We start from the raw sequence: 23775 nt of genomic DNA, 5'->3' as shown, positions 1-23775 counted from the left end.
CTCTCCAGGCGGAGGCTGAACCCACATATGAGAGGACACCCGCATGACCCTGCACATCACCCGCCTGGAACCCACGATCGGCGCCGAAATCGCCGGCATCGACCTGCGCCAGCCGCTGACCACCGCCCTGCGTGACGAACTGCGCGAACTGCTGCTCAAGCACAAGGTGCTGTTCTTCCGCGATCAGGCGATCAACACCGAACAGCAGATCGCCTTCGCCAAGGAGTTTGGCGAACTGTACGTACATCCCACCACCCAGCAGAACGACCCGACGCTGCCGCACGCGCACCTGATCGAAGCCCAGGACGAACGCAAGCTCTACGGCCCGCGCATCAGTGGCCGTTGGCACACCGACACCAGCTGGTTGCTGCAACCCACCCTTGGCGCGGTCTTGCGTGCGGTGGACTTGCCAGAAGTCGGCGGCGACACCCTGTGGGCTGATGCCGGTGCGGTGTACCGTGCCTTACCGGATGAACTGCGCGCCGAAATCGACGACCTGCACGTGGTGCACGACTTCAAGAAGTCCCTGGACAAGGTCGGCTACGATTACCCGATCCTCGCCCACCCGCTGGTACGCACCCACCCGGAAACCGGCGAAGACGGCCTGTTCATCAACTTCTCGCAGAACCCGTCGGTGATCGGCTGGACGCCGCAACAGAGCAAGCAACTGATCGACCGTCTGCTGCTGGAATTCAACAAGCCGGAACACCAGGTGCGTTTCAAATGGCGCCCCGGCTCGGTGGCGTTCTGGGACAACCGCTCCACCCTGCACTACCCGGTCTACAACTATGGCGACTACCCACGTCGCATGGAGCGGGTGCTGATTGCCTATGACGATATTCCGCATCGGGTAAGAGCGGCCAACGCGGCCTGACGCCCTTTCAACCACAACAAAGATCCCCTGTGGGAGCGGGCTTGCCCGCTCCCACAAAGGGTCGGCGGCGCTCTCTCGTCCTTCGGAAATAGTCCCATGCCTCCATCGCGCTTTCACTATTGCGCAGCAGCGCTGAGCCTGCTCGCCATCAACTTCCCGGCCCAAGCCGAAGACCCCGACAAAACCCTCGGCACGGTCGTCGTCACCGGCAACCGAGGCAACCAGGCCCGCACCCTCGCCGACAGCCCCTCGCCCATCGACGTGATCAGCGCCGAGCAGCTGCAAGCCAGTGGCAAGGTCGGCCTCAAGGAACTGCTGGCGCGTCTGTTGCCGTCGTTCAACCTGCCGGCGATCAACGGCGGTGGCACCTCATGGTCGGTCCGCGGCGTGACCATGCGCGGGCTTTCCGGTGACCAGGTACTGGTGCTGGTCAACGGCAAGCGCCGCCACAACACCGCGCTGATCAACAACCTCGCGCGCATCGGTACGGCGGCGGTGCCGGTCAACCTGGACCTGATCCCGGTGTCGGCCATCGACCATATCGAAGTGTTGCGCGACGGCGCCTCCGCCCAGTACGGCTCGGATGCAATCGCCGGGGTGATCAACATCATCCTCAAGGAAAACGACAGCGGTGGCAGCGCCGAAACCTCGTTCGGCCGCTACGGTGCGGGCGACGGCGACACCGTGCACCAGACCGTCAACTACGGCCTGGCGCTGCCCAACGACGGTTTCGCCAACCTGGCGCTGGACAGCAAAGAACAGGAACCCTTCGACCGTACCGGCAGCGCCACCGGGCGCCTGTACGGCAGCGCCGCCGCACCCGACAGCCGCGACCAGACCGTCAACCGCCACGGCTGGAACCCCAGCTATGGCCTGGGCCGCGAGAAGGTCACCAACGCCAGCTATAACCTGGAACTGCCGCTGCAGGACGACCTCAAGTTCTACTCGTTCTCCACCGCCAGCTACCTGGAAACCACCAAGGTCACCGGCAACTACCGCCCCAACGAAATCACCTCCCTCGCCGGCGACCCGAACACACCCTACCCCGACGGCATACACGCGCAACGACGCAACCGCACCAAGGACTTCCAGGTCGCTGGCGGCTTCAAGGGCCTGGTCGGCGGTTGGGATTACGACATCAGCTCGACCTGGGGCGAAGACGACTCCACGCTCAATGCCAACAACACGCTGAACCCGTCCTGGGGCCCCACCAGCCCAACCTCGTTCAACCTGGCCTCGCAGATCTTCGACCAGTGGACCAACAACCTGGACCTCAGCCGCCGCTTTGATATCGGCCTTGCCCACCCGCTGCAAACCGCGTTCGGCTTTGAGTATCGCTGGGAGAAGTACCAGATCGAAGCCGGTGACTATGCGTCCTATACGCCCGGCAACTACGTGCTGCCGAGCGGCCCGTTCGCCGGGCAGACGCCGCTGCCGGGGCTGGCCTCGTACAACGGCACCAGCACAGCGGATGCCGGGGAGATCAGCCGCAGCAACGTCGCCAGCTATGTCGACCTGGGCCTGGACGTGACCGACCGCTGGTACGTCGGCGCCGCTGCGCGCTACGAGCGCTACACCCAGGACATCGGCAGCACCTGGAGCGGCAAGTTGTCGACACGCTTCAAGCTCACGCCTGAGTTTGCCCTGCGCGGCACGATCAACAACGGCTTCCGTGCGCCCTCGCTGGCGCAGACGATTTACGCGTCATCCACCTTTACCTCCGGCGGCGTGGTCAACGGCCAGCAGGTCTCGGTGCCGGTCAAAGTGTTGCCGGTGGACACGCCTGAAGCCCAGGCGTTGGGCGCAGAAAAACTCAAGCCGGAGAAGTCGCTGAACTACAGCTTCGGCTTCACCTACGAACCCACGCAGAACTACCGGTTGACCACCGATCTGTACCAGATCGGCATCCGCGACCGCATAGTGTCCACCAGCCTGCTCGGCGGGCCGGCGGTGTCACAGGTGCTGGTCGCCAACGGCCTGTCGCCCGGGTTGTACGCGCAGTACTACACCAACGCGGTGGACACCCGCACCCGTGGCGTCGACATCATCAACGAATACCGCCAACAACTGGACCAGTACGGCCAAGTGCGCTGGAGCCTTGCGTACAACTGGAACCAGACCAAGATCGAAAAACTCCAGGACACCCCGCCCGCGCTGGCCGGCCTGGGCGCCAACTACCAGATTTTCGACCGCCGCCTGCAAAAGGACCTGACCGTCGCCACACCGCAATCCAAATTGATCCTGGCGGCCAACTGGAAAGTCACCGCCTACACCCTCAACCTGGCCCTGACCCGCTTCGGCAGCTACACCGAAGGCGACAACAACCCGATCAACGACCGCACGTTCAGCGCCAAGTGGATCAGCGATATCGACGCCGCCTACGACATCAACCAGCACTTCACCATCGCCCTGGGCGCCAACAACCTGTTCGACGTCTACCCCGACAAAAAAGGCATCAAGGACTGGGCTGGTGGTTACGAATACGGGCAGTTCTCGCCCTTCGGCTTTGGCGGCGCGTATTACTACACGCGCCTGGCGTACAACTTCTGAGGCCTGGGCGATGACTGAATTGAGCTGTGACGTATTGATTGTCGGCGGTGGATTGGCCGGCACCTGGGCCGCCATCGCCGCTGCACGCGAAGGCGTGAGCGTGATCCTGGTAGACAAAGGTTACTGCGGCACCAGCGGCGTCACCGCCACCGCCGGGCCTGGCCATTGGTGGGTGCCACCCGGCGCCCGCGAAGCCGCCATCGACAAACGCCTGGGCACCGCCTACGGTCTGGCGGATGCACGCTGGATGGCCCGCGCCATCGAGACCACCTGGACCAGCCTGCCAGGCTTGAGCGACTACTACGCCTTCCCACAAAACGAACAGGGCCAGACCCAATACCGTGGCCTGCGCGGCCCGGAATACCTGCGCGGCCTACGCCGTCGGGTGCTGGACAGCGGCGTGAAGATTCTCGATCACCATCCCGCCCTGGAACTGCTGCGCGACGACCACGGCAGCGTCGTCGGTGCCCGTGGCTGGCGACGCCAGGCCGGCGGCGACTGGTTGATCCGCTCCGGCGCCGTGGTGCTCGCCACCGGAGGGTGTGCGTTCCTCTCCCGCTTGCTGGGCAGCCACACCAACACCGGCGACGGTTACCTGATGGCGGCCGAAGCCGGCGCCGAACTCTCGGGCATGGAGTTCTCCAACTACTACTGCATCGCGGCGGCCGGCAGCAGCATGACCCGTTCGATGGTGTACAGCTTTGGTGAGTACTTCGATGCGGCGGATCGTCCGTTGGGCATCAATGGCGGCCCGAGTTTTACCGAGGACCTGGCCAAGGCACTGCTCAATGGCCCGGTGTATTGCCGCTTGAATCGGGTCCCTGCGGACATCCGCGCGCAACTGCCGAGTATCCAGCCGAACTTGATGCTGCCGTTTGACCGACGCGGGGTTGATCCTTACCGCGAGCGATTTGCCGTGACCCTGCATCCCGAGGGCACCATTCGCGGCGTTGGCGGATTGAGACTGGTGGATGACGACTGCCAGACCAGCGTGCCCGGCGTCTTCGCTGCCGGTGATGCTGCCAGCCGTGAACCGATTGCCGGCGCCACCTCCGGCGGCGGTGCGCAGAACTCGGCGTGGGCCCTGTCGACCGGGCAATGGGCCGGGCGTGGAGCCGCGCGACTGGCACGGCAGAAGGCCGCGTATCACGGCGCGCTACGCGGGTTCGAGGGTGCCTCGGGGGGCAGCGCAGAGCTGGTCCAACGTATCCAGGCCGAAGTGCATCCATTGGACAAGAACCTGTTTCGCAGCGGCCATCAACTGGAGCATTCGTTGCGTGAACTCGATAACGTCTGGGACCAGTTGCAATCCACGCCCCTCACCGGCAACCCCCTGCGCGCCCGCGAAACCGCCGCCATGGCCGCCACTGCGCGCTGGTGCTACACCGCGGCGGCGCTGCGCAAGGAGAGCCGTGGGATGCATCAGCGTAGCGACACCCCTGGGCAGCGCTCGCAGTACGACGCGCATCTGCGGCTGTCGGGTGTGGAGCAGATACAGGCGCGCTTTGACTCAATCCATCTAGGCCAACCCCAATGATCGAACTGATCTACTCCGACCTGTGCAACGGCTGCGGCCAATGCGTCGCGGTGTGCCCCACCAATGTGCTGGCCGCCGACACCACAGGCAAACCGCTGATTGCTGACCAACACGCCTGCCAGACCTGCTTCATGTGCGAGCTGTATTGCAGCAGTGACGCGCTGTACGTCGACCCGGACGTCGAACACCTGCGTCATCCTGACCCCGTGGCAGTGCGTGAAGCCGGCTTGCTCGGCCAATACCGCCGCGACTCCGGGTGGGACGAATGGGCCGATGATCCTGCCCATCGCAACGAGCACTGGCGCATGGATGGCATCTTCGCGCTCGCCCGCACCTCATCAGCAAATGCAATTAGCGAATAATCAATCTACTCATAATGAATTATTTTGATAATTAACATATAACCAAAAAGAACTTCACAGTGGGTTTTTATGGGAATAACGTTAACTCACTCACCGACCCCTTCTCCAGGCGGAGGTAAACGAACCCCTTCTTGATCTGCCTGGAGCCTGTATCCCATGGTCTTTACCACCCCCTTCAAGCGCCTGCTCCTGGGCACCGCCCTCGCCTTCGGCCTGATCGGCAGCAGCCATGCCGCCGACCTGCAACCGCTGCGCGTGGCCAATCAGAAATCCACGATCAAGGCGCTGCTGGAAGTCTCCGGCGAAGCCAAGAATGTGCCCTACCAGATCCAATGGTCGGAGTTCCCTTCTGCCTCGCCGCTGGGCGAAGCCCTGAACGCCGGCGCCGTGGACATCGGCGCCCTCGGTGACGCGCCCTACGTGTTCGCTCTGGGGGCCGGCGCGTCGCTCAAGGTGGTCAGCATCATTCACGCCGAAGGCCGAAACACCACGGCCGTACTGGTGCCCAAGGACTCGCCGATCAAAACCGTCGCCGACCTCAAGGGCAAGAAAATCGTCACCGGGCGCGGTTCCATCGGCCATTACCTGGCGATCAAGGCCCTGGCCACCGCCGGGCTGACCACCCAGGATGTGCAATTCATTTTCCTGCTGCCGAGCGAGTCGCGCCTGGTGCTGGATAACGGCACCGCCGATGCCTGGGCCACCTGGGACCCGTATACCACCGTGGTCACCTCGCAAAGCCAGGCCCGCGTGCTGATCAGCGGCAACAAGCTGTTGAGCAATCACCTGTACCTCGCGGCTACCAGCCAGGCTATCGCCGACAAGCGCGCGCAACTGGATGACTTTGTCGCCCGTCTTGATCGCGCCTATGCCTGGGCCAACGTGCACCCCAATGAATACGCTGCCGCCCAGGCCAAGATCACCGGCCTGCCGCTGGCCGTGCATGTGGAAGTCGCCAAGGACACCCACCTGACCCCAGTCGCCATCGACGACGCGGTCATCAGCGGCCTGCAAGCGACCGCCGACACCTACCAAAAAGAAGGCCTGTTGCTCAAGCATATCGACGTGTCACAGGGCTTCGACAAGAGCTTCAACGCCAAGCGTGTCCCCCTTTCCCAAGCCTCGCGCTAATCAGGAGCAGAACATGAGCAAGCCACGCCATTTAAAATTGGGTGCAATGGTCCACGGTGTCGGTCACGGCTGGGGCGAATGGCGCCACCCGAACGCCCAACCCAACGCCAGCACCAGCTTTGGTTTCTACAAACAGCAGACTGAACTGGCCGAAGCCGCCAAGTTCGACTTCGTGTTCATCGCCGACAGCCTGCATATCCACGCCAAATCCAGCCCGCATTACCTCAACCGTTTCGAGCCGCTGACCATTCTCTCGGCCCTGGCGGCAATCACCACGCACATCGGCCTGGTGGCGACCGTGACCGTCAGCTACACCGAGCCCTACCAGGTGGCGCGCCAGTTCTCGTCCCTGGACCATATCAGCGGCGGCCGCGCTGGCTGGAACGTGGTCACCTCTTGGCTGAGCGGCACCGCCGACAACTTCGGCAAGGCCGAGCACCCACCCCATGCCGTGCGCTACCGCATCGCCAAGGAACACGTGAACGCGGTCAAGGGCCTGTGGGATTCCTGGGAAGACGACGCCTTTGCCTACAACAAGCAATCCGGCGAGTTCTTCACCCCTAGCAAGCTGCATGCGCTGAACCACAAGGGCGAGTTCTTCTCGGTAAAAGGCCCGCTGAATATCGCGCGTTCACGTCAGGGCCAGCCGGTGATTTTCCAGGCCGGCACCTCCGAAGATGGCCGCAACTTCGCCGCAGAAAACTCCGACGCGATCTTTGTGCATGTGGACAGCATCGAGGAAGGCCTGGCCTATGCCCAAGACCTGAAGCGCCGCGCCAAAGGCTTTGGGCGCGACGCCAACAGCCTGTCGATCCTGCCAGGTATCCGCCCGATTGTCGGCCGCGACCAGGCCGAAGTGGAAAGCCGTTATCAGCAGGCCGTGGACCTGGTCACCGTAGAGGATGCGATCGTCGCCCTCGGCCGCCCATTCAACGACCACGACTTCAGCAAGTACCCCTTGGACGCACCGTTCCCGGAACTCGGTGACCTCGGCTCCAACAGCCAGAAAGGCGGTTCCGACCGCATCAAGCAACTGGCCAAGGACGAAGGCCTGACCCTGCGTGAAGTGGCCCTGCGCTTCTCGCGACCCAAACGCGATTTTGTCGGCACCCCGGAGCAAGTCGCCGATGCGCTCCAGACCTGGTTCGAAACCGGCGCCAGCGATGGTTTCATCATCAATTCGGTCCTGCCGGATGGCTTGCAGTACTTCACCGATCTGGTGGTGCCGCTGTTGCAGCAACGCGGCCTGTTCCGCACCGACTACAGCGGCCAGACCCTGCGTGACAACCTGGGCCTGGCGGTGCCGGTCAACCGCTACAGCGTCGCCGCCGAGGTTGAAGAGCAGCAGGAGGCGCTGGCATGAGTGAATCCCTCAACCGTCAGTTGGCCGACCTGCACGCCGAGCGCGTTGCGACCTGGGCGCCAGAGTCGCTGAAGATCAATATCGACCAGCGCCAGCGCCTGGTGGATGAAGCGCGACCCGACGACTACGTACAGGTGGGCGACGAACTGGACCCGTTCACCCTGCTCACTGTAGAAGGCGGCGAGTTGAACCGTGAGCTGCTGCTGGCCGACGGCCCGGCAGTGCTGGTGTTCTTCCGCTTTGCCGGCTGCCCGGCCTGCAACATCGCCCTGCCCTATTACGAGCGCAAACTCTACCCACGCTTGCGCGAACTCGGTGTGCCGCTGGTAGCGGTGAGCCCGCAGGTGCCGGAGCGCCTGGTGGAGATCAAGACCCGTCATAACCTGCAGTTGCTGGTGGCCAGTGACCCCGACAACAACCTCGGCCGACGCCTGGGCATTCTCTACAGCTTTGACGAAGCGTCGCGTAATGCCGCGTTGGCCAAAGGCAACAGCATTGGCGAGACCACCGGCACCGGCACGTGGGAGTTGCCGCAACCGACGGTGGTGGTGATTGCCAAGGACGGCACGGTGGCGTTTGTGCAGGTGAGCCCGGATTGGTTGGTGCGCACGGAGGCTGAGCCAGTGTTGCAGGCAGTCGAGCGCTTACTCGCCGAGCAGCCCGTACGCCTAGCCATCTGACCCACCCCAATCCCTGTGGGAGCTGGCTTGCCTGCGATGGCGGTGTATCAGTGAGAAATGTGTCAACTGATACACCGCCATCGCAGGCAAGCCAGCTCCCACATTTTTTGACCGAGTACATTTCCATGACCCAACCGTCTCTACGCTCCGTCGAAGTCGCCAATTTCGACGCCCTGCTCGAACACCTCACCACCGAGCTGGCCAGCACCGCGCACGTCTATGACGAAAGCGGCGCCTTCCCCCATGCCAACTTCCAGTTACTGCACCAGCATGGCCTGGTCGCCCTTACCGTGCCGAAGGCCCTGGGCGGCGGCGGTGCCAGCCTGCCACAGGCGCGCAAGGCCATCAGTGCGATTGCCAAGGGCGAGCCGTCCACCGCGCTGATCCTGGTGATGCAGTACCTGCAGCACACGCGCCTGCAAGACAGCAAGACCTGGCCCGCCCACCTGCGCACCCAAGTGGCCGAAGACGCCGTGCGCAACGGCGCACTGATCAACGCCCTGCGCGTCGAACCCGACCTTGGCACCCCGGCCCGTGGCGGCCTGCCGGCGACCACTGCGGTGCGCACCGCCGAGGGTTGGCGCATCAGCGGCCGCAAGATCTACTCCACCGGCAGCCACGGCCTGAGCTGGTTCAGCGTGTGGGGCCGCAGTGACGATGCCGACCCCCTGGTAGGCGCCTGGCTGGTGCCCAAAAACAGTTCCGGCGTGACCATCATCGACACCTGGGACCACCTGGGCATGCGCGCCACCTGTAGCCATGAAGTGGTGCTCGACAACGTGCTGGTGCCGCTGGACCACGCCGTCAGCGTCAGCCCCTGGAGCGCGCCGTCGCCGGAGCTGGATGGCGAAGGTTTCCAGTGGATGTCGGTGTTGTTGTCCTCGGTATACGACGCCGTCGCCCAGGCTGCGCGGGACTGGCTGGTGAACTGGCTGGAAGAACGCGCGCCGTCCAACCTCGGTGCTGCGCTGTCGACCCTGCCGCGCTTCCAGGAAACCGTCGGCCATATCGACACCCTGCTGTTCGCCAACCGTAGCCTGCTCGACGCTGCCGCCGAAGGCCACACCCCCGCCGCCAATGCGGCGCAGTTGAAGTACCTGGTGACCCACAATGCGATCCGCGCCGTGGAGCTGGCCATCGAAGCCTCGGGCAACCCCGGCCTGTCGCGCCATAGCCCGTTGCAACGGCATTACCGCGACGTGCTGTGCAGCCGCGTACATACCCCGCAGAACGACGCCGTATTGCAAGGCGTCGGCAAAGCCGTCTTCGCCCAACGCCAGAAGGAACGCACATGAGTCAGGTGATTATCGCCAGCCAGCTGGACGAAGATTTCAATGAAGTGATTCGCGAGCGCCTGGCAAAGATCCATCCCGAGGCCCAGGTAATCGGCGTGCCCGTTGGCGTACCGAGCGACCTGCCGCCCCAGGCAAATATCCTGCTGCTGCGCCCGATCAATGTGCGCGGCTACACCGCGCCGGACACCCCGCCACCGGGTTGGCCGTACGGCGCGCAATGGGTGCACCTGGTGTCGTCGGGCATCGATTTCTACCCGCAGTGGCTGTTCAACGGCCCGCCGGTGACCACCTCCCGTGGCAGTGCCGCTGACAACCTGGCCGAGTTTGCCTTGGCCGCGATCTTTGCCGCCTCCAAGCATTTGCCGGACATCTGGGTAAAGGATTCGCAGTGGAATTTCACCGCGTTGCGTCCACTGAAGGGCACCACCCTGGGCATCCTGGGCTTTGGTGCGATAGGCGAGCGCCTCGCGCAAAAAGCCCTGGCCCTGGGGATCAAGGTCGTAGCGCTGCGCCAAAGCCAGGCGCCGTTCAGCGCGGACGTGGACGCCGCCCAGGACATCCACGACCTGTTCGCCCGCGCCGATCACCTGGTGATCGCGGCACCGCTGACCGAGTCCACGCGGCAGCTCATCAACCGTGACGTGCTGGGCAGCGCCAAGCCGGGGTTGCACCTGATCAATATCGCGCGGGGTGGTTTGCTGGATCAGGAGGCGCTGTTGGAAGCACTGGACAATGGGCAGATCGGACTGGCATCGCTGGATGTGACCGAGCCGGAGCCGCTGCCGGATGGGCATCGGTTGTACAGCCATCCGCGTGTGCGGTTGTCACCGCATACCTCGGCCATTTCGACCAACAGCAAGGAGGAGATTGCCGAGACGTTTTTGGCCAATCTGGAGCGGTATGTCGCCAATGTTGAGCTCTACAACCGCGCCAATTGATCGCCGTCTACTTGATGCGGTAGTGGAAGGTATTGCGCACTGCCGGCACCGGCACGGGCTTTCCATCGACGATCCTCGGCTGGTAGCGAAAGGTATTCGCCGCCGCCAGTGAAGGCCGCATGAACAACGGATGGCAGCCGTCCAGCACCTTGGGGTTTTCGACACGCCCTTGGGTGTTGACGGTGTACTCCACCGAACAATCGCCTTCGATGTTTTTGTCCAGGGCACGCTCCGGATAGTCTGGCGCCTCTTTGCTCAAGGGTTGGTACTGGCGGCTGTCGAAGGCCGGCGCGGCGGCCGGTGCTGCGGGGCGCGCGCGTTCCGCAGCGAGGCGCTCCTGGGCCAGGCGCTGCTGTTCCAGCTCGCGATTGCGCTGTTCAGTGGCCAGGCGTTCCTGTTGCTGTTCCAGCTTCTTTTCCTCGACCCGCTTGCGCGCCAACGCGGCTTTTTCCAGTTTTTGTGCCTGGATCTGTGGATCGATCACCGGTTTCGCCGGCACGGGAACCACCACAGGCTCCGGCGCAGGCGCTGCGACGGCCACAGGCTCAGGCACGGGAGCTGGCGTCGGCGCTGGCGGTATCATCACCAACTGGGTATGCATCACCCTCGGCGTTTCCATCGGCGGTCTATCTGTCGACCCGCCCAGCATCAGCGCCGCCAGGACGCCCACATGCAGCGCCACCGCGAGGCTGGCCGCCACGCCGTTTCTCCAGAACCCGGAAGGCTCCCCAGGTGCCACCGCCAGCATCGGACTGTGCATGATCATCGCCGTCATTGCGGGGCCTCGGTCACCAACCCCAGATTGCTGACACCGCCCTTCTGCAACACCGCCATGGCCGCCACGACCCGGCCGTAGCCCGCGTTGTCGTCGGCGCGGATATACACCTGGGTGTCGCTGCGCGCCGCCACCACCTGCATGACCTTGGCGCCCATTTCGTCGAGGGTCACGGCGCTGTCGGTCTGGTGGGTGGTGTCGAGTTCGCCGCCCAGGTTCCAGTAGTAGCCGCCGTCGGCCTTCACTGACAGCGTGAGGATCTGTTGGCGGGTGTCGGTGGCCAAGGCCTCGGCGGCGACCTTGGGCAGCTCGATTTTTACGCCTTGGGTCAGCATCGGCGCGGTGACCATGAAGATCACCAGCAGCACCAGCATCACGTCGATATAAGGCACCACGTTCATCTCGGCCTTGGGCCCGTGCTTGCGTTGCGGCCTGGTCAACATCGGTTTGCTCCTTGCTCAGGCGGCCACGGCCAGGTTGATCGGCGTACCGCGCAAGTTGCGGTGCAGGCGTACTTGCAGCTCGTTGCCGAAGGCGTAGTAGCGGGTCAGCAGAGTCTGGCCACGTGCGGCGAAACGGTTGTAGGCAATCACCGCCGGGATGGCCGCAAACAAGCCAATGGCGGTGGCGATCAGTGCTTCAGCGATGCCCGGCGCCACGGTGGACAGCGTGGCCTGCTGCACTTGGGACAAGCCGATAAAGGAATTCATGATGCCCCACACAGTGCCGAACAGGCCGATGTAGGGGCTGACCGAACCCACGGTCGCCAGAAATTGCAGGCCCTTTTCCAGCTCGATTTCCTGCTCGGTGATCGCCACCTGCAACGCGCGCTCGACCCCCTCCAGCACGGCCGGATCGTTGCCGTGCAGGTGCTGGTATTCCTGCACCCCAGCGATAAAGATCGGCGCAATGCCGCCCTCGCCCGCCTGCAGGGTTTCGCGGTACAGCGGCTGCAAGTCCGCAGCGCTACGAAAGCGCAGCACAAAGCCCTTCAACTGGCGCTCCAGGCGGCGCAACACGCTGGCGCGCTGGATGATCAGGTACCAGCTGAGCAAGGAGGCCAGCAGCAACGTCACCATCACCGCCTTGACCAACAGGCTGGCGTCACTGATCAAACCCCAGATCGTCATATGTTCCATCGTCGCGTGCATAGTGGGTTCCCTATTCGATTAAAAAGTGATGACCGGGTGATGACGACTCACGGCAATTTCAGTGCGCGGGTCACGTCTGCCCACGGCACGAACTTGAAGTTCTGGGTCTGCTCGGGCATGCGTTTGCGGCCGTCCTGCACCACCAGCAGGCCCTTGCTCCAGGGCCCGCCGAGGTTGATGGCGGTGACTTCCAGGCCATCGGTTTCCGAAGCACCATCAATCCCCGCTGCCGCATTCAGGCCGACACGAAAGGCGCCGTGGGTGGCGAACGGTGGCTCGGTATCCAACACCAGGTAGCTGTCATTGCCTTGGCTGGAGATCACCAGGTAGTCGCGTTCATTGCTCTGGTACAGCGCCAGGCCCTCGACATCCGCATGCAACTGCGGGCCGACCTTGATCACGCTGGTGAGCGTGGCCGGTTGGTCAGCACGCGCATCCACCGCCCAGACGCCGACGTCTTCTTCACCAATGAACAGGCGCTGGCGCTGGTCATCGGCCACACAGCCCTCGGGTTGGCTGTCGACTTTGAACTGGCGCACCAGCTCGCCCTGCACCCGGCCATCCGGCGCACTCAGGCGGTATTGCACAAAGGTGCCGTCCTTGCCATTGGCGATCGCGTAGATCTCACCGCTGGCAGGCTGGAACAGGCAGATGCCGTAGATTTCCTTGAGCGGCGTCGGCACTTCACCGGCTTCGCGCAGTTCGCCGCTCTGGCGGTCGATGCTGAACAGGCTCAGGCTGTTGTGATCGCGATTGCTCGCCACGGCCAGGTCAACTGTTTGCGCGCCGAGCTTGAAATTGGGGCGCACATCGACGTTATTCAGGCGGCCGACCGCCAGTTCCTGCAGCAGCTTGCCGTCGAGGTCATAGGCCAGCAGGCCCTGCTTTTTGTTGGTGCCGAGCACGCGGCTTTTGGCCGGTTGTTCGGGGTGAATCCAGATCGCCGGGTCATCCGCCGCATCCCCCTGGCGACCGACCGGGTCGGTCTGACGCAGGGCGGCGACTTCCGGCAATACCGGCTCGGCGGCCACAGGCTTGGGCTTCCAGTCGAGCGCGCCCTGGTAGAGTTTTCCGGTGTCGTCATCCCGTACCAGCACCTGCTGGCCGTTGACGCTCAGTTGCTCCGGCTCTTTCAAGCCTGGCAGCGTCAGGCTGCCCTGTTCGACCCAACGCTCGCCGGTTTGCTGGAACAGATGCAATTGGGCGGTCTTCGGGTCCAGCGCCACCACCCCGCCCGGCACCAGCGCCATGGCGCCGGCCTCGCGTTTGGGGTTGTCGAACAGTGCCACCGGCGTGCGTTTCACCTCCGCCTCCGGGTGCGCCGGGTAGGCCCACCAGCCGACGTTTTCTTCATTGACCAGCAACTGCTGGGTCGCATCATCCACCTGGCAGAACTGTGCCGACGGCGGCAGCGGCAAACCGCGCACGCGCTGAGGGTTGTTTAACAGCGTCGAACCATTGCCCACCAGCCATTGCTCGCCCTTGCCCTCTTCCCCCACCAGGAATACAAACAGGTTGGCGGCTGCGTCGCGGAACAGGCACAGGCCATTGACCGGGTAGTCGCGGGTGGGCAGGTACAGCGGTTTGCCAAAGGTTTTAGTCGCGGCATCAAGGCTCACCAACAGCGCTTGCTGGCGATCGTTGTCGAGGCTGGCCACCAGCACCTGGGTGCCGGTGGAACGGGTGTCGAGGCTGCTGAAATTGCCTTTGAAGCGGGCCAGTTCAGCACCTTGATGGTCGAGCAGTTGCAGGCCGTCGCGGGTGCTGGTGGCCACGCGTTCAGTGCGACCCGGCACAAAAGCCACCGCCTGCGCATTCAGGCTCGGCGCCCAAGGCGTCAGCGCCAGGTCAGCGGCCATGACCGGCGAGCAAGCGGCCAACGCGATCAGCAGGTACAGCTTGGAAATTCTCATGAACAATCAAAATCCTTGGGTCAATCAGAAATGGGTGAAGGTCAGGCCCAGCTTGTAGGTCGGGCCGTACTCTTCGTACTGGCCGTTGTAGCTGCGGTGGCCGGTGTAGACGAAGTAGGACTCATCGGTAAGGTTCTGGGCCTCGAAGCTGACTTGCAGGTTCTTGGTCAGCGAATAGCGCGCGCTGAAATCGACGAAGGTCTGGGCGTCGACGTGCAGGTCGTGGGCCTTGTCGTTGATCGAGGCCAGCTCAAAGAGGTAGGCCGATTTGTAGTTGGCCGAGAGACGCAGGCTGAGCTTGTCATTTTCCCAACCGAGCATCAGGTTGCCGACGGTGTCCGACTGATTGGGCAGGCTGATGTTGCGCTTGCGATTCGCGCCGCTGGCGCTGTCGAAGCCTTCAATGTCAGCACTGGAACGGCTGAACGTGGTGTTGGCACCGACCAGCAGGCCGTTCCACGGTGCCGGCAGCCAATCGAATTTCTGTGAGTAGGCCAGTTCCAGGCCATAGAGCTTGGCGCTGTCGCCGTTGGCGTAGGTATGCGCTTCGGAAAAGTTAGTCCAGGCCCCGGTGCCGGCCAGGTCGGTGTTGTAGACGAAGTTCTTGATGTCCTTGTAGAACACGAATGCCGATACGGTGCCGGCGCGGCCCATGAAATGTTCGATGCCCAGGTCCAGGTTGCTCGATTCCAGGGGCTTGAGGTCCGGGTTGCCAAAAGTGGCTTCGTCATCGTCGATCACGAACCCCGGCGCCAACTGGCCGAAGGTCGGGCGCACTACCGATTTGGTCCAGGCCGCACGCACCTGGGTGTTCTTATCGATCTGGTAGCGCGCATGCAGGCCCGGCAGCCAGTGGTGATAACGGCGCTTGGTCTCGGTGGGCGTGAACACACCATCGGTGGCGCCAGTCCCCTTGGCTTCGAACTCGGTGCCCTCGTAACGCAGGCCGGCGATGAAGCGCCAGTCGTCGATATCAACGGTGTTCATCAGGTAGCCGGCGTTGATGTCTTCACGGATGGTGAAGTCGTTGACCCGGGATTCGGTCTCGTCATAGAAGTCCGCAGCGTTGAGGCTGCCGATCAGCTGCTTGATGCTGCTGGGGCTGATGCCCGGCCCGTAGTTGCCCAGGCGATAGTCGACGTTGCCCTTCTGGAATTGGCTGAGGTTGAGCTGGTCGGCGCTAAAACCGAGGGTGTCGAAGTCTTTGTAGACCCAGGCCTCCAGGTCGTTGTCCTTGTTGCGACGACTGACCTTGCCGCCGAACTTCACCTGGGAGGCATAGCCGCTCAGGTCGTAGTCGCGGGCCAGGTCCAGGCGCAGGTTTTTCTCGGTGTCTTTAGTGTTCTGTTTTTCCCAGTCGACCTTGTCGAGGGTGAAGTTGCGCGCGTCGTAGAAGCCGCTGCCAATGATCGGGCGTGGCTTGTCCTTGTCATAGAAGCCGCTGTTGGCAAAGTCGCCGCCGTCGAAGGTGGCACCGGCGATGTGCGCCGGGCTGTCTTCGCTGGACTGGCTGTAGCCGGCCTGACCGCTCAGGGTCCACAGGCCGAGCATGCGCTCGCCGCCGAATACGTAGGACTGGATCTCCTGGGTTTCTTCGCGGTTCTTCAGCTTGCGCTTGGCCTCGGCATCGCCCAGTTCGCCGGCGGCCAGCGGGTCGGCAAATTCGAGGCTGGTGGAGTTGCGGGTCTCGGTGTCTTTGTAGCGGCTGTAGAGGGTGCGCAGGTAGTAGCTGCTGAGGTCATCGGGCTTGTAGTCGAAGTTCAGGCCGCCACCGGCACGTTCGCGGCTGATGTCGTAGTCGCGTTGCTCGAATTCATTGAGCTTGGCGCCATTGGTGAAATCCCAGGCGCCGCCGGTTTCGACGTTGTCCGAGCCGAAGTCACGCTTCTGCCAACTCAGCGCGGCGGCCACGCCGAAGTTGTCGATACCGTCGCCGAGGCTGAAACGGTTACTGGCGGCGCCGGAAAACTTGGGGCTGGTCTGGCTGGTGTTCTTGTCGTAGCTGGCCTCGGTGCTGCCGGTGTAGAACAGGCCCTTGTGGTCGAAGGCCGACAGGCTTTGCACATCGACGGTGCCGCCCAGGGAGTTGGCGTCCATGTCCGGGGTGAGGGTCTTGATCACCGACAGCGACTGCACCAGCTCCGAAGGCAACACATCGAGGGCCACCGCGCGGCGTGCGCTTTCCGGGGCGGGCACCAGGGTGCCGTTGATGGTCACGCTGTTGAGGTCCGGGCCGAGGCCGCGCACGCTGACAAAACGCCCTTCGCCCTGGTCGCGCTCCACGCTGATACCCGGCAGGCGCTGCGCCGCTTCCGCGACGTTTTCATCCGGCAACTGGGCCACGCCGTCGGCATGCACCACGCTCTTGATGCTGTCGGCGCTGCGTTGCTCCTTGAGCGCCTGATCAATGGCTGCCGCCTGGCCGACCACTTCGACGTGCTCGGTGTTGGCCACGTCGGTCGCCCAAAGCCGCTCGCTGGCCATCGCCAGGGCCAAGGCAGTAAGCGTGAAGCCGACGAGCCCGGTGCGCTTGTACATGCAATCCTCCCCAAGAATCCATTGGCGCCAGGCAAGAGGCCCGGCAACTGGGAGGGCACGCTAGGGGTGGGGGATGACGGTTCTGTGACAGGGGTTGGCGCAAAGCCACGTAAACCGGGGTTTTTAGCTTGTTCCGGTGAACAAATGAGCTGAAATGACCTCGATCAAAATGTGGGAGCGGGCTTGCTCGCGAATGCGGTATTGCAGCTAGCACATGTGTGGCTGATCCACCGTATTCGCGAGCAAGCCCGCTCCCACATTTGTTTTGTGTTTGGCAGGAGATTGTGTGTATGCCATGAGCTGATTCGACCCCTCCCCACCGTCACGCAACCGTCACATCCATCTGCTGTGCTGGCGCCCATCGCTTTTTTGCCCAAGGACTCGCGGCCATGTTTTCCGTGCTCAAACCCCACCGCTGGAAACTCTCCCTGTTGCTGGTCGCCGCCAACCTCGGGCTGATCCTGCACTTGGCCTGTGGCGAGCTTAAGAGCTTCAGCGAATGGGTGTGGCTGGATATCTTCGGCGAAGGCGGCTCTGCGCTGTTGGCGTTGGTGTGGCTGGGCCTGGTGCTGAAAAGCCGCCCTGCCGGGCGCGTCACCAACTACCTGGCGCTGGGCCTGTCGTGCATATTTTTCTCCTGGTGGATCGACAGCCTCGATGAGTTCATCCGCCTGCCCGACAGCATCACCTGGGATCACTGGCTGGAGTCCGGGCCGATGCCGGTGGGCATGATCCTGCTGACCATCGGCATCTACCACTGGCACCGCGAACAACTGGCGATCAGCGCGCAGATGGAAAAGCGCGAGCGGTTGTTCCGCGAACATCGGCTGTTCGACAAACTCACGCCGCTGGCCGGTGCCGACTACCTCAAGCGCCAGTTGGCCGACAGCCTGCACGACAGCCACGCGCAGCAACAACCGCTGTCGCTGCTGGCCCTGGACCTGGACAACTTCGCCGCCATCAACCAGGCCTACGGGCATGCCGAAGGCGATGCGGTGTTGCAGGCGCTCAGCCATTTGCTGCTGCTCAACCTGCGCCGCCAGGACCTGCTGTGCCGCCTGGCCGGTGACCGGTTCGTGGTGCTGTTGCCCAACACCGGCGAGCGCCAGGCCAAGGAGCTGGCGCTGGAGTTGCAGCAGGCCGTACGCGGCCTGGCCCACAAGACCCGACTGCACGGTGAGCGCCTGCAACTGGCGGCGACCACCGCCGTGGTCATGGCCCTGGACGAGCCGCCCCACGACCTGCTCAAACGCCTCAACCTGGCCTTGGCCAGGGCCAAGCATCCCCTGGCGAAAAGTGCCTGAGATGGCCGTCAAAACCAGCTGGTATGAAGCGGACAGTCGCTTCATTCCTGGGCACTACCAACCGGCCACGCTGATCGACCTGGCTCTGTCCCGGGACATCGACAGCCACCGCCTGCTGCGCGGCACCGGCTTGTTCCACGAAGACATCCTGGCCGGCACGGCGCGGCTGAGCCCGCAGCAGTTCCTCGGTTTGATCGGCAACAGCCGAAAACTGCTCGACGCCGACGACAGCAGCTTCCTGTTTGGCCAACGCCTGTTGCCCGGCTATTACGGCGCCGCCAGTCACGCGTTGGGCCATGCACAGAACCTGCACCAGGCACTCGACATCCTGATCCAGCAACAGGTGCTGCTCAGCCCGCTGGTCACCCTGCAACTGGAACTGGATGAGCACCACGCCTACCTGTACTGGCTGGACAGTTGCGGTGCCGGTGAACACTGGCGCTTCATGCTGGAAGCCAGCATGACCTCACTGGTTGCCATGAGCCAATGGCTCAGTGGCGAGCGCCTGCCATGGACGGCCAGCTTCAGTCATGCTGAGCCGCGCTATGTCGAGCAATACTGGGTGAACTTGGGGGAAGACACGCGTTTCGAGCGACCGCTGGACATGCTGAGCATCCCCCGCCAATACCTCACCCGTGCCTGGCCGGGCGCCTCGGCCACCGCCGGCCAGGTGGCGCGCCAACAAGCGCGCGAGCAGATCGAACAGCTGGGTTTCACCGGCAGTTTTCTGGATTGTCTCTACGACTATCTGCGCGAGCAGGTGCGTCAACCCCCGAGCCTGGAACAAGCCGCGCACGCTTTCGCCATGAGCCCCGCGACCCTCAAGCGCAAGCTGCACAAGCACGACACCGGTTTTCAGCAGCAGGTCGACCGTGTGCGCAAGCAAGTGGCGCTGCGCCTGTATCAGGTCAAGGGCTACAGCAATGACGAAGTGGCGGCGTACCTTAACTTCAACGACGCTGCGAACTTTCGCCGCTCATTCAAGCGCTGGACCGGCAGCACGCCCAACCTGATCCGCCAGCTGTTCAACAGCCGCTAGCCAGGCGTTCACGCAGGAACTCCACCAGCGCCTGCACCGGCCGCGAGCTTTGCCGGTGTTGCGGGTACACCGCCGACAATGTCAGCGCTTCGGGGGCGAACTCGTCGAGGACGGTGACCAGGCGGCCATCCTTCAAGGCATCGCCGACGATAAAGGTCGGCAGGTAGGTCACACCCAAGCCGGCGATGGCGGTGTCGCGCAGCAAGTCGCCGTTGTTCACGCGCATACGCCCGCTCACATTCAGCGCCTGCACCTTACCCTTAAAACGCCATTGCACCTGGCGGCCATGGCCGTAGGGCAGGCAGTCGTGGTCGGCAAGGTCTTCCGGTTTCTGCGGCGTACCGCGCAGGGCCAGGTAGTCGGGGCTCGCGCAATACACCCGTGGGATGCTGGCGATACGGCGGGCAATCAAGGTGGAATCTTCCAGGGTGCCGATGCGCAGCACCAGGTCGTAGCCTTCGCCGATCAGGTCCACGGGGCGGTCGCTCAAATCGACCTCCACCGACACCTGGGGATGGCGCTGCAGAAACAGCGGCAACAGGCAGCCCAGGTGGGCCATGGCAAACGACAACGGCGCGCTGAGGCGGAGGGTGCCACGGGGCTCGCTGTTCTGCCCGGCGATGCCCTGCTCCACTTGCTCGACTTCACCGAGCAGGCGCAAGGCGGACTCGTAGTAACTCTGGCCGAGTGGGGTGACATCCAGGCGGCGTGTGGAGCGATTGAGCAGACGCACGCCGAGGCGGTCTTCCAGCTGGATCAGGCGGCGGCTGACGAACTGCTTGGACAGGCCCAACTGTTCGGCGGCGGCAGTGAAACTGCCGGACTCCATGACCTGGCAGAACAGGCGCATGTCTTCGAAGGGGTTCATTGTCGCTTCTCGGTGGACATTTATGCGGTTGTATAACCGGTTAGTCGCAACACCACAAAGCAAAATGTGGGAGCTGGCTTGTCTGCGATAGCGGTGTACCAGCCAACATTTCTGTCGACTGACACACCGCCATCGCGGGCAAGCCCGGCTCCCACAGGGTTTTGCGGTGTTTTTCGGGTGGGTTACTTGGTAAACGCCGAGTAGCTGTTCATCAGGTTGCGGTAGTTGGGAATACGCGGCGACAGCAGGTTGGCCAGGCCTTCCATGTCGTTGCGCCAGTCGCGCTGCAATTCGCAGGCAACCGCGAACCAGTTCACCAGTTGCGCACCGGCAGCGGTCATGCGTGCCCAGGCCGCTTGTTGCACGGTTTCGTTGAAGGTGCCCGAGGCATCGGTGACCACGAACACTTCAAAGCCCTCTTCCAGCGCGCAGAGCGTCGGGAACGCCACGCACACATCGGTCACCACACCGGCGATGATGATCTGCTTGCGGCCGGTGGCCTTGACGGCCTTGACGAAATCTTCGTTGTCCCAGGCGTTGATCTGGCCAGGGCGGGCGATGTACGGCGCGTCCGGGAACAGCTCTTTGAGCTCGGGCACCAGTGGGCCGTTGGGACCGCTTTCGAAGCTGGTGGTGAGGATGGTCGGCAGGTTGAAGAACTTCGCCACATCGGCGAGGGCCAGGACGTTGTTCTTGAATTCGTTGGGTGAGAAATCCTGTACCAGGGAGATCAGGCCAGTCTGGTGGTCGACCAACAGTACAACGGCGTCATCTTTGTTCAAACGAGGGCTAGCCATGGTTCAACTCCTTACGGGGGATGGGAAATCAGAAAGCAAAGCACGAACAGCCAAACGCACCCCAGAATCCCTGGAAGTCGCTGACCGGCACGCTGGAGAGCCGCGCTTTTTCGTGGCCGTGGGCATGCACGCCACACGGGCCGCTGCATTGGTGAACTTGAGCCTGCAACGGCGAACTCGGGCGCCAATGACCCGGCACCTTGACCACCGGCGACCAGTCCGGCAGCACCGGCACGCGGGGCGGTGCGAAATCTTCGAAGTCACCGGCGCCGTAGACCACCTTGCCGCCGACCACGGTGAGTACCGATTCGATCCACTTGATGGCTTCTTCATCGACACTGAAGAAGTCCGCCGACAGCGCGGCCACGTCCGCCAGCTGGCCGACCTTGATCTGGCCCTTCTTGCCCTGCTCGGACGAAAACCAGGCGCTGCCATGGGTGAACAGTTCCAACGCAGTGAGGCGCGGCAGGCCTTCGGCGTGCAGCTCCAGGCCGCCAACGGTGCGACCGCTGACCATCCAGTACAGCGAAGTCCACGGGTTGTAGCTCGACACCCGCGTCGCATCGGTGCCCGCGCCGACCGGCACGCCTTCGGCAAGCATGCGCTTGATCGGCGGCGTGGCTTCGGCCGCCTTGGCGCCGTAACGCTCGACGAAGTACTCACCCTGGAACGCCATGCGGTCCTGGATCGCAATGCCACCGCCGAGGGCACGCACCCGCTCGATATTTTTCGGCGTGATGGTTTCAGCGTGGTCGAAGAACCACGGCAAGCCATTGAACGGAATGTCGCGGTTGACCTTCTCGAACACGTCGAGCATGCGCGAGATGGACTCGTCATAGGTCGCGTGCAAACGGAACGGCCAGCGCTGCTCCACCAGGTGGCGCACCACCGGCTCGAGTTCCTGCTCCATGGTCAACGGCAGGTCCGGACGCGGCTCCAGAAAGTCCTCGAAATCCGCCGCCGAGAACACCAGCATCTCGCCCGCGCCGTTGTGGCGCAGGTAGTCATCGCCCTGGTGCAGGGTGACGCTGCCGGTCCAGTTCTTGAAGTCGCTGAGTTCTTCCTTGGGCTTCTGGGTGAACAGGTTGTAGGCGATGCGCACCGTCAACTGTTCGTCCTTGGCCAACTGCTCGATCACCGCGTAGTCATCGGGGTAATTCTGGAAACCACCGCCGGCATCGATGGCGCTGGTCAGGCCCAGGCGATTGAGTTCACGCATGAACTGGCGGGTGGAATTGACCTGATATTCCAGGGGCAGTTTGGGGCCTTTGGCCAGGGTCGAATACAGGATCATCGCGTTGGGACGCGCCACCAGCATGCCGGTGGGATTGCCGTTGCTGTCCCGCACAATCTCGCCGCCCGGCGGGTTCGGCGTGTCCTTGGTGTAGCCGGCCACGCGCAGGGCGGCGCGGTTGAGCAAGGCGCGGTCGTACAGGTGCAGCACGAACACCGGGGTGTCCGGTGCGGCCTGGTTGAGCTCTTCCAGGGTGGGCATGCGCTTTTCGGCGAACTGGAATTCGTTCCAGCCACCGACCACGCGGACCCATTGCGGCGTCGGCGTACGGTCCGCCTGGTCCTTGAGCATGCGCAAGGCATCGGCCAGGGACGGCACGCCTTCCCAACGCAGTTCGAGGTTGTAGTTCAGCCCACCACGGATCAGGTGCAAGTGCGAGTCGTTGAGACCGGGGATGACGGTGCGGCCCTTGAGGTCGATAACCTGGGTGCCACTGCCGCGCAGGGCCATGGCCTCGCCGTCGGTGCCCACGGCGACAAAGCGCCCCTGGTGAATGGCAACGGCGGTGGCACGGGGGTTTTCACGGTCCACGGTGTGGAACTGGCCATTGAACAGAATCAGATCGGCGTTCATAGGGTTTCCTTTGCAGAGGCTTCAAGCCAGGGGGCGAACAGGCGGGTGGCGGCCGGCATCAGCAGGTAGACCACCAGCAGAACGATGGTCAGGGTGATCAGGAAGGTGGCGACCACGTAATTGGAGAGGAACGGGTGCAGGCGCAGCACCGGGCCCCAGATGATCGGCACCAGCAGGGTCAGCGGCAGGATCACGAACAGGGTGACCACGGCCTGCTTCCAGCGTGGCGGCTTGGCGGCGTTTTCGGTTATGGGGTTGAACCAGAATTCGTTGACCGCACCGATTTCGGTGTTGTCGCCGTCGGCGAGCATGGGGGTGGCTTCGGCGATCAGGGTTTTGCGTTCGGGGGAGTCGAGCCAGGTTTCGAGGTCGTCGGTGGAGCGGTAGCGTAATACGCAGGTGAACAGCGCAAGGTTGCCTTGCTTGCCGCGCACCACGTCGACACCGAGGTGGCCTGGGCGGTCGCCGGCGATGCGTACGATGCGGCGTAGCCAGGCTTCGTAGTCGGCTTCTCGGCCTGGTTTGATGAGGTGTTTGACTACCAGGGTGACGACTTCGTCGGGGGCTGGCTTTGTTGCTGGGTCCATGGGGTGTCCCTCTGCCTTGATATTTCAGCGATGAGGGAGTTTGCGGGGGTTGGGGTGGGGAAAATTGGATGTACGTGCTGTTTGGGGTTGGGTTGGGTTGAGTACATATCCGTTATTTGGGTAACGGCTGGTATTGGTTCCGCCCTTACGGCGGGTCACTTTTGAAAAGAGCCCAAAAGTAACCAAAAGGCTCTTGCCCCAACACT

Annotated in this window: 20 protein-coding genes; 11 read left to right on the top strand and 9 right to left on the bottom strand. The window is 63.3% G+C overall.

Annotated features, from left to right (window positions below):
- The first annotated feature begins 43 nt into the window (after positions 1–43).
- The 9 genes from ACP7BX_RS29630 to ACP7BX_RS29590 all read left to right on the top strand — a co-directional run bounded on the left by ACP7BX_RS29630 (position 44) and on the right by ACP7BX_RS29590 (position 10730).
- The gene (locus ACP7BX_RS29630; protein WP_033897169.1) at positions 44–874 is read left to right on the top strand and encodes a TauD/TfdA dioxygenase family protein; all 831 of its coding nucleotides are present in this window, start codon (positions 44–46) and stop codon (positions 872–874) included.
- A gap of 96 nt (positions 875–970) precedes the next feature.
- Positions 971–3424, top strand: a complete 2454-nt coding sequence (locus ACP7BX_RS29625; protein ID WP_426131949.1) for a TonB-dependent receptor plug domain-containing protein — start codon at positions 971–973, stop codon at positions 3422–3424.
- A 10-nt stretch (positions 3425–3434) separates the two neighbouring features.
- Positions 3435–4961: an FAD-binding protein gene (locus ACP7BX_RS29620; protein ID WP_426131951.1), complete on the top strand. Its 1527-nt coding sequence runs from the start codon at positions 3435–3437 to the stop codon at positions 4959–4961.
- Positions 4958–5323, top strand: a complete 366-nt coding sequence (locus ACP7BX_RS29615) for a ferredoxin family protein (RefSeq protein WP_314535328.1) — start codon at positions 4958–4960, stop codon at positions 5321–5323. Before ACP7BX_RS29620 ends, ACP7BX_RS29615 begins: the two co-directional genes overlap by 4 nt.
- Positions 5324–5479: 156 nt before the next feature.
- Positions 5480–6454, top strand: coding sequence for an ABC transporter substrate-binding protein (locus ACP7BX_RS29610; RefSeq protein ID WP_033897165.1), 975 nt, complete (start codon positions 5480–5482; stop codon positions 6452–6454).
- A gap of 13 nt (positions 6455–6467) precedes the next feature.
- Positions 6468–7817: an LLM class flavin-dependent oxidoreductase gene (locus tag ACP7BX_RS29605; protein WP_426131954.1), complete on the top strand. Its 1350-nt coding sequence runs from the start codon at positions 6468–6470 to the stop codon at positions 7815–7817.
- Complete coding sequence (locus ACP7BX_RS29600; protein WP_426131956.1) at positions 7814–8497, top strand: peroxiredoxin-like family protein; 684 nt, start codon at positions 7814–7816, stop codon at positions 8495–8497. The genes ACP7BX_RS29605 and ACP7BX_RS29600 overlap by 4 nt, the downstream gene beginning before the upstream one ends.
- Positions 8498–8622: 125 nt before the next feature.
- The gene (locus tag ACP7BX_RS29595) at positions 8623–9792 is read left to right on the top strand and encodes an acyl-CoA dehydrogenase family protein (RefSeq protein WP_426132143.1); all 1170 of its coding nucleotides are present in this window, start codon (positions 8623–8625) and stop codon (positions 9790–9792) included.
- A complete protein-coding gene (locus ACP7BX_RS29590) occupies positions 9789–10730 on the top strand; it encodes a D-isomer specific 2-hydroxyacid dehydrogenase family protein (RefSeq protein WP_177111438.1) in 942 nt (313 codons plus the stop codon). Before ACP7BX_RS29595 ends, ACP7BX_RS29590 begins: the two co-directional genes overlap by 4 nt.
- A gap of 7 nt (positions 10731–10737) precedes the next feature.
- On the opposite strand, the gene ACP7BX_RS29585 is transcribed toward ACP7BX_RS29590, so the two are convergent.
- The 5 genes from ACP7BX_RS29585 to ACP7BX_RS29565 are packed head-to-tail and all read right to left on the bottom strand — an operon-like array spanning position 10738 to position 17107.
- Complete coding sequence (locus ACP7BX_RS29585; protein WP_426132142.1) at positions 10738–11505, bottom strand: energy transducer TonB; 768 nt, start codon at positions 11503–11505, stop codon at positions 10738–10740.
- Positions 11502–11948 (bottom strand): protein TolR, encoded by a 447-nt coding sequence (tolR, locus tag ACP7BX_RS29580; RefSeq protein WP_016980081.1) that lies wholly within the window; start codon positions 11946–11948, stop codon positions 11502–11504. Before tolR ends, ACP7BX_RS29585 begins: the two co-directional genes overlap by 4 nt.
- A 15-nt stretch (positions 11949–11963) precedes the next feature.
- Positions 11964–12656: a protein TolQ gene (tolQ, locus tag ACP7BX_RS29575; protein WP_426132141.1), complete on the bottom strand. Its 693-nt coding sequence runs from the start codon at positions 12654–12656 to the stop codon at positions 11964–11966.
- Positions 12657–12703: 47 nt separating this feature from the next.
- Positions 12704–14569, bottom strand: a complete 1866-nt coding sequence (locus tag ACP7BX_RS29570) for a phytase (RefSeq protein WP_426132140.1) — start codon at positions 14567–14569, stop codon at positions 12704–12706.
- A 24-nt stretch (positions 14570–14593) separates the two neighbouring features.
- Entirely contained in the window at positions 14594–17107 is a 2514-nt protein-coding gene (locus tag ACP7BX_RS29565; protein ID WP_426132139.1) for a TonB-dependent receptor, read from the bottom strand.
- 389 nt (positions 17108–17496) lie between these two features.
- On the opposite strand from ACP7BX_RS29565, the gene ACP7BX_RS29560 reads away from it, so the two are divergent.
- The gene (locus ACP7BX_RS29560) at positions 17497–18411 is read left to right on the top strand and encodes a GGDEF domain-containing protein (RefSeq protein WP_426132138.1); all 915 of its coding nucleotides are present in this window, start codon (positions 17497–17499) and stop codon (positions 18409–18411) included.
- Between the two features lies 1 nt (position 18412).
- Complete coding sequence (locus tag ACP7BX_RS29555) at positions 18413–19450, top strand: AraC family transcriptional regulator ligand-binding domain-containing protein (protein ID WP_426132137.1); 1038 nt, start codon at positions 18413–18415, stop codon at positions 19448–19450.
- Here ACP7BX_RS29555 and ACP7BX_RS29550 read toward each other — a convergent pair.
- From ACP7BX_RS29550 to ACP7BX_RS29535, 4 genes are all read right to left on the bottom strand, one after another.
- Positions 19437–20318 carry a LysR family transcriptional regulator gene (locus ACP7BX_RS29550; protein ID WP_033897153.1) on the bottom strand — a complete coding sequence of 294 codons (882 nt, stop codon included), beginning with the start codon at positions 20316–20318 and terminating at the stop codon, positions 19437–19439. The two genes, ACP7BX_RS29555 and ACP7BX_RS29550, sit on opposite strands and share 14 nt — an antisense overlap.
- Positions 20319–20500: 182 nt before the next feature.
- Positions 20501–21115, bottom strand: coding sequence for an isochorismate family cysteine hydrolase YcaC (gene ycaC, locus ACP7BX_RS29545; protein ID WP_016980087.1), 615 nt, complete (start codon positions 21113–21115; stop codon positions 20501–20503).
- A 28-nt stretch (positions 21116–21143) separates the two neighbouring features.
- The gene (locus ACP7BX_RS29540; RefSeq protein ID WP_033897152.1) at positions 21144–22982 is read right to left on the bottom strand and encodes an amidohydrolase; all 1839 of its coding nucleotides are present in this window, start codon (positions 22980–22982) and stop codon (positions 21144–21146) included.
- Positions 22979–23569, bottom strand: a complete 591-nt coding sequence (locus tag ACP7BX_RS29535; protein ID WP_426132136.1) for an antibiotic biosynthesis monooxygenase — start codon at positions 23567–23569, stop codon at positions 22979–22981. Before ACP7BX_RS29535 ends, ACP7BX_RS29540 begins: the two co-directional genes overlap by 4 nt.
- Positions 23570–23775: the final 206 nt, after the last annotated feature.

Origin of the sequence: Pseudomonas sp. DWP3-1-3b3, assembly GCF_049896305.1 — a bacterium.
Taxonomy (GTDB): Bacteria; Pseudomonadota; Gammaproteobacteria; order Pseudomonadales; family Pseudomonadaceae; genus Aquipseudomonas; species Aquipseudomonas azotoformans_A.
The sequence above is the reverse complement of the archived record's forward strand: the minus strand, read 5'-3'. Positions and strand labels throughout refer to the sequence as shown.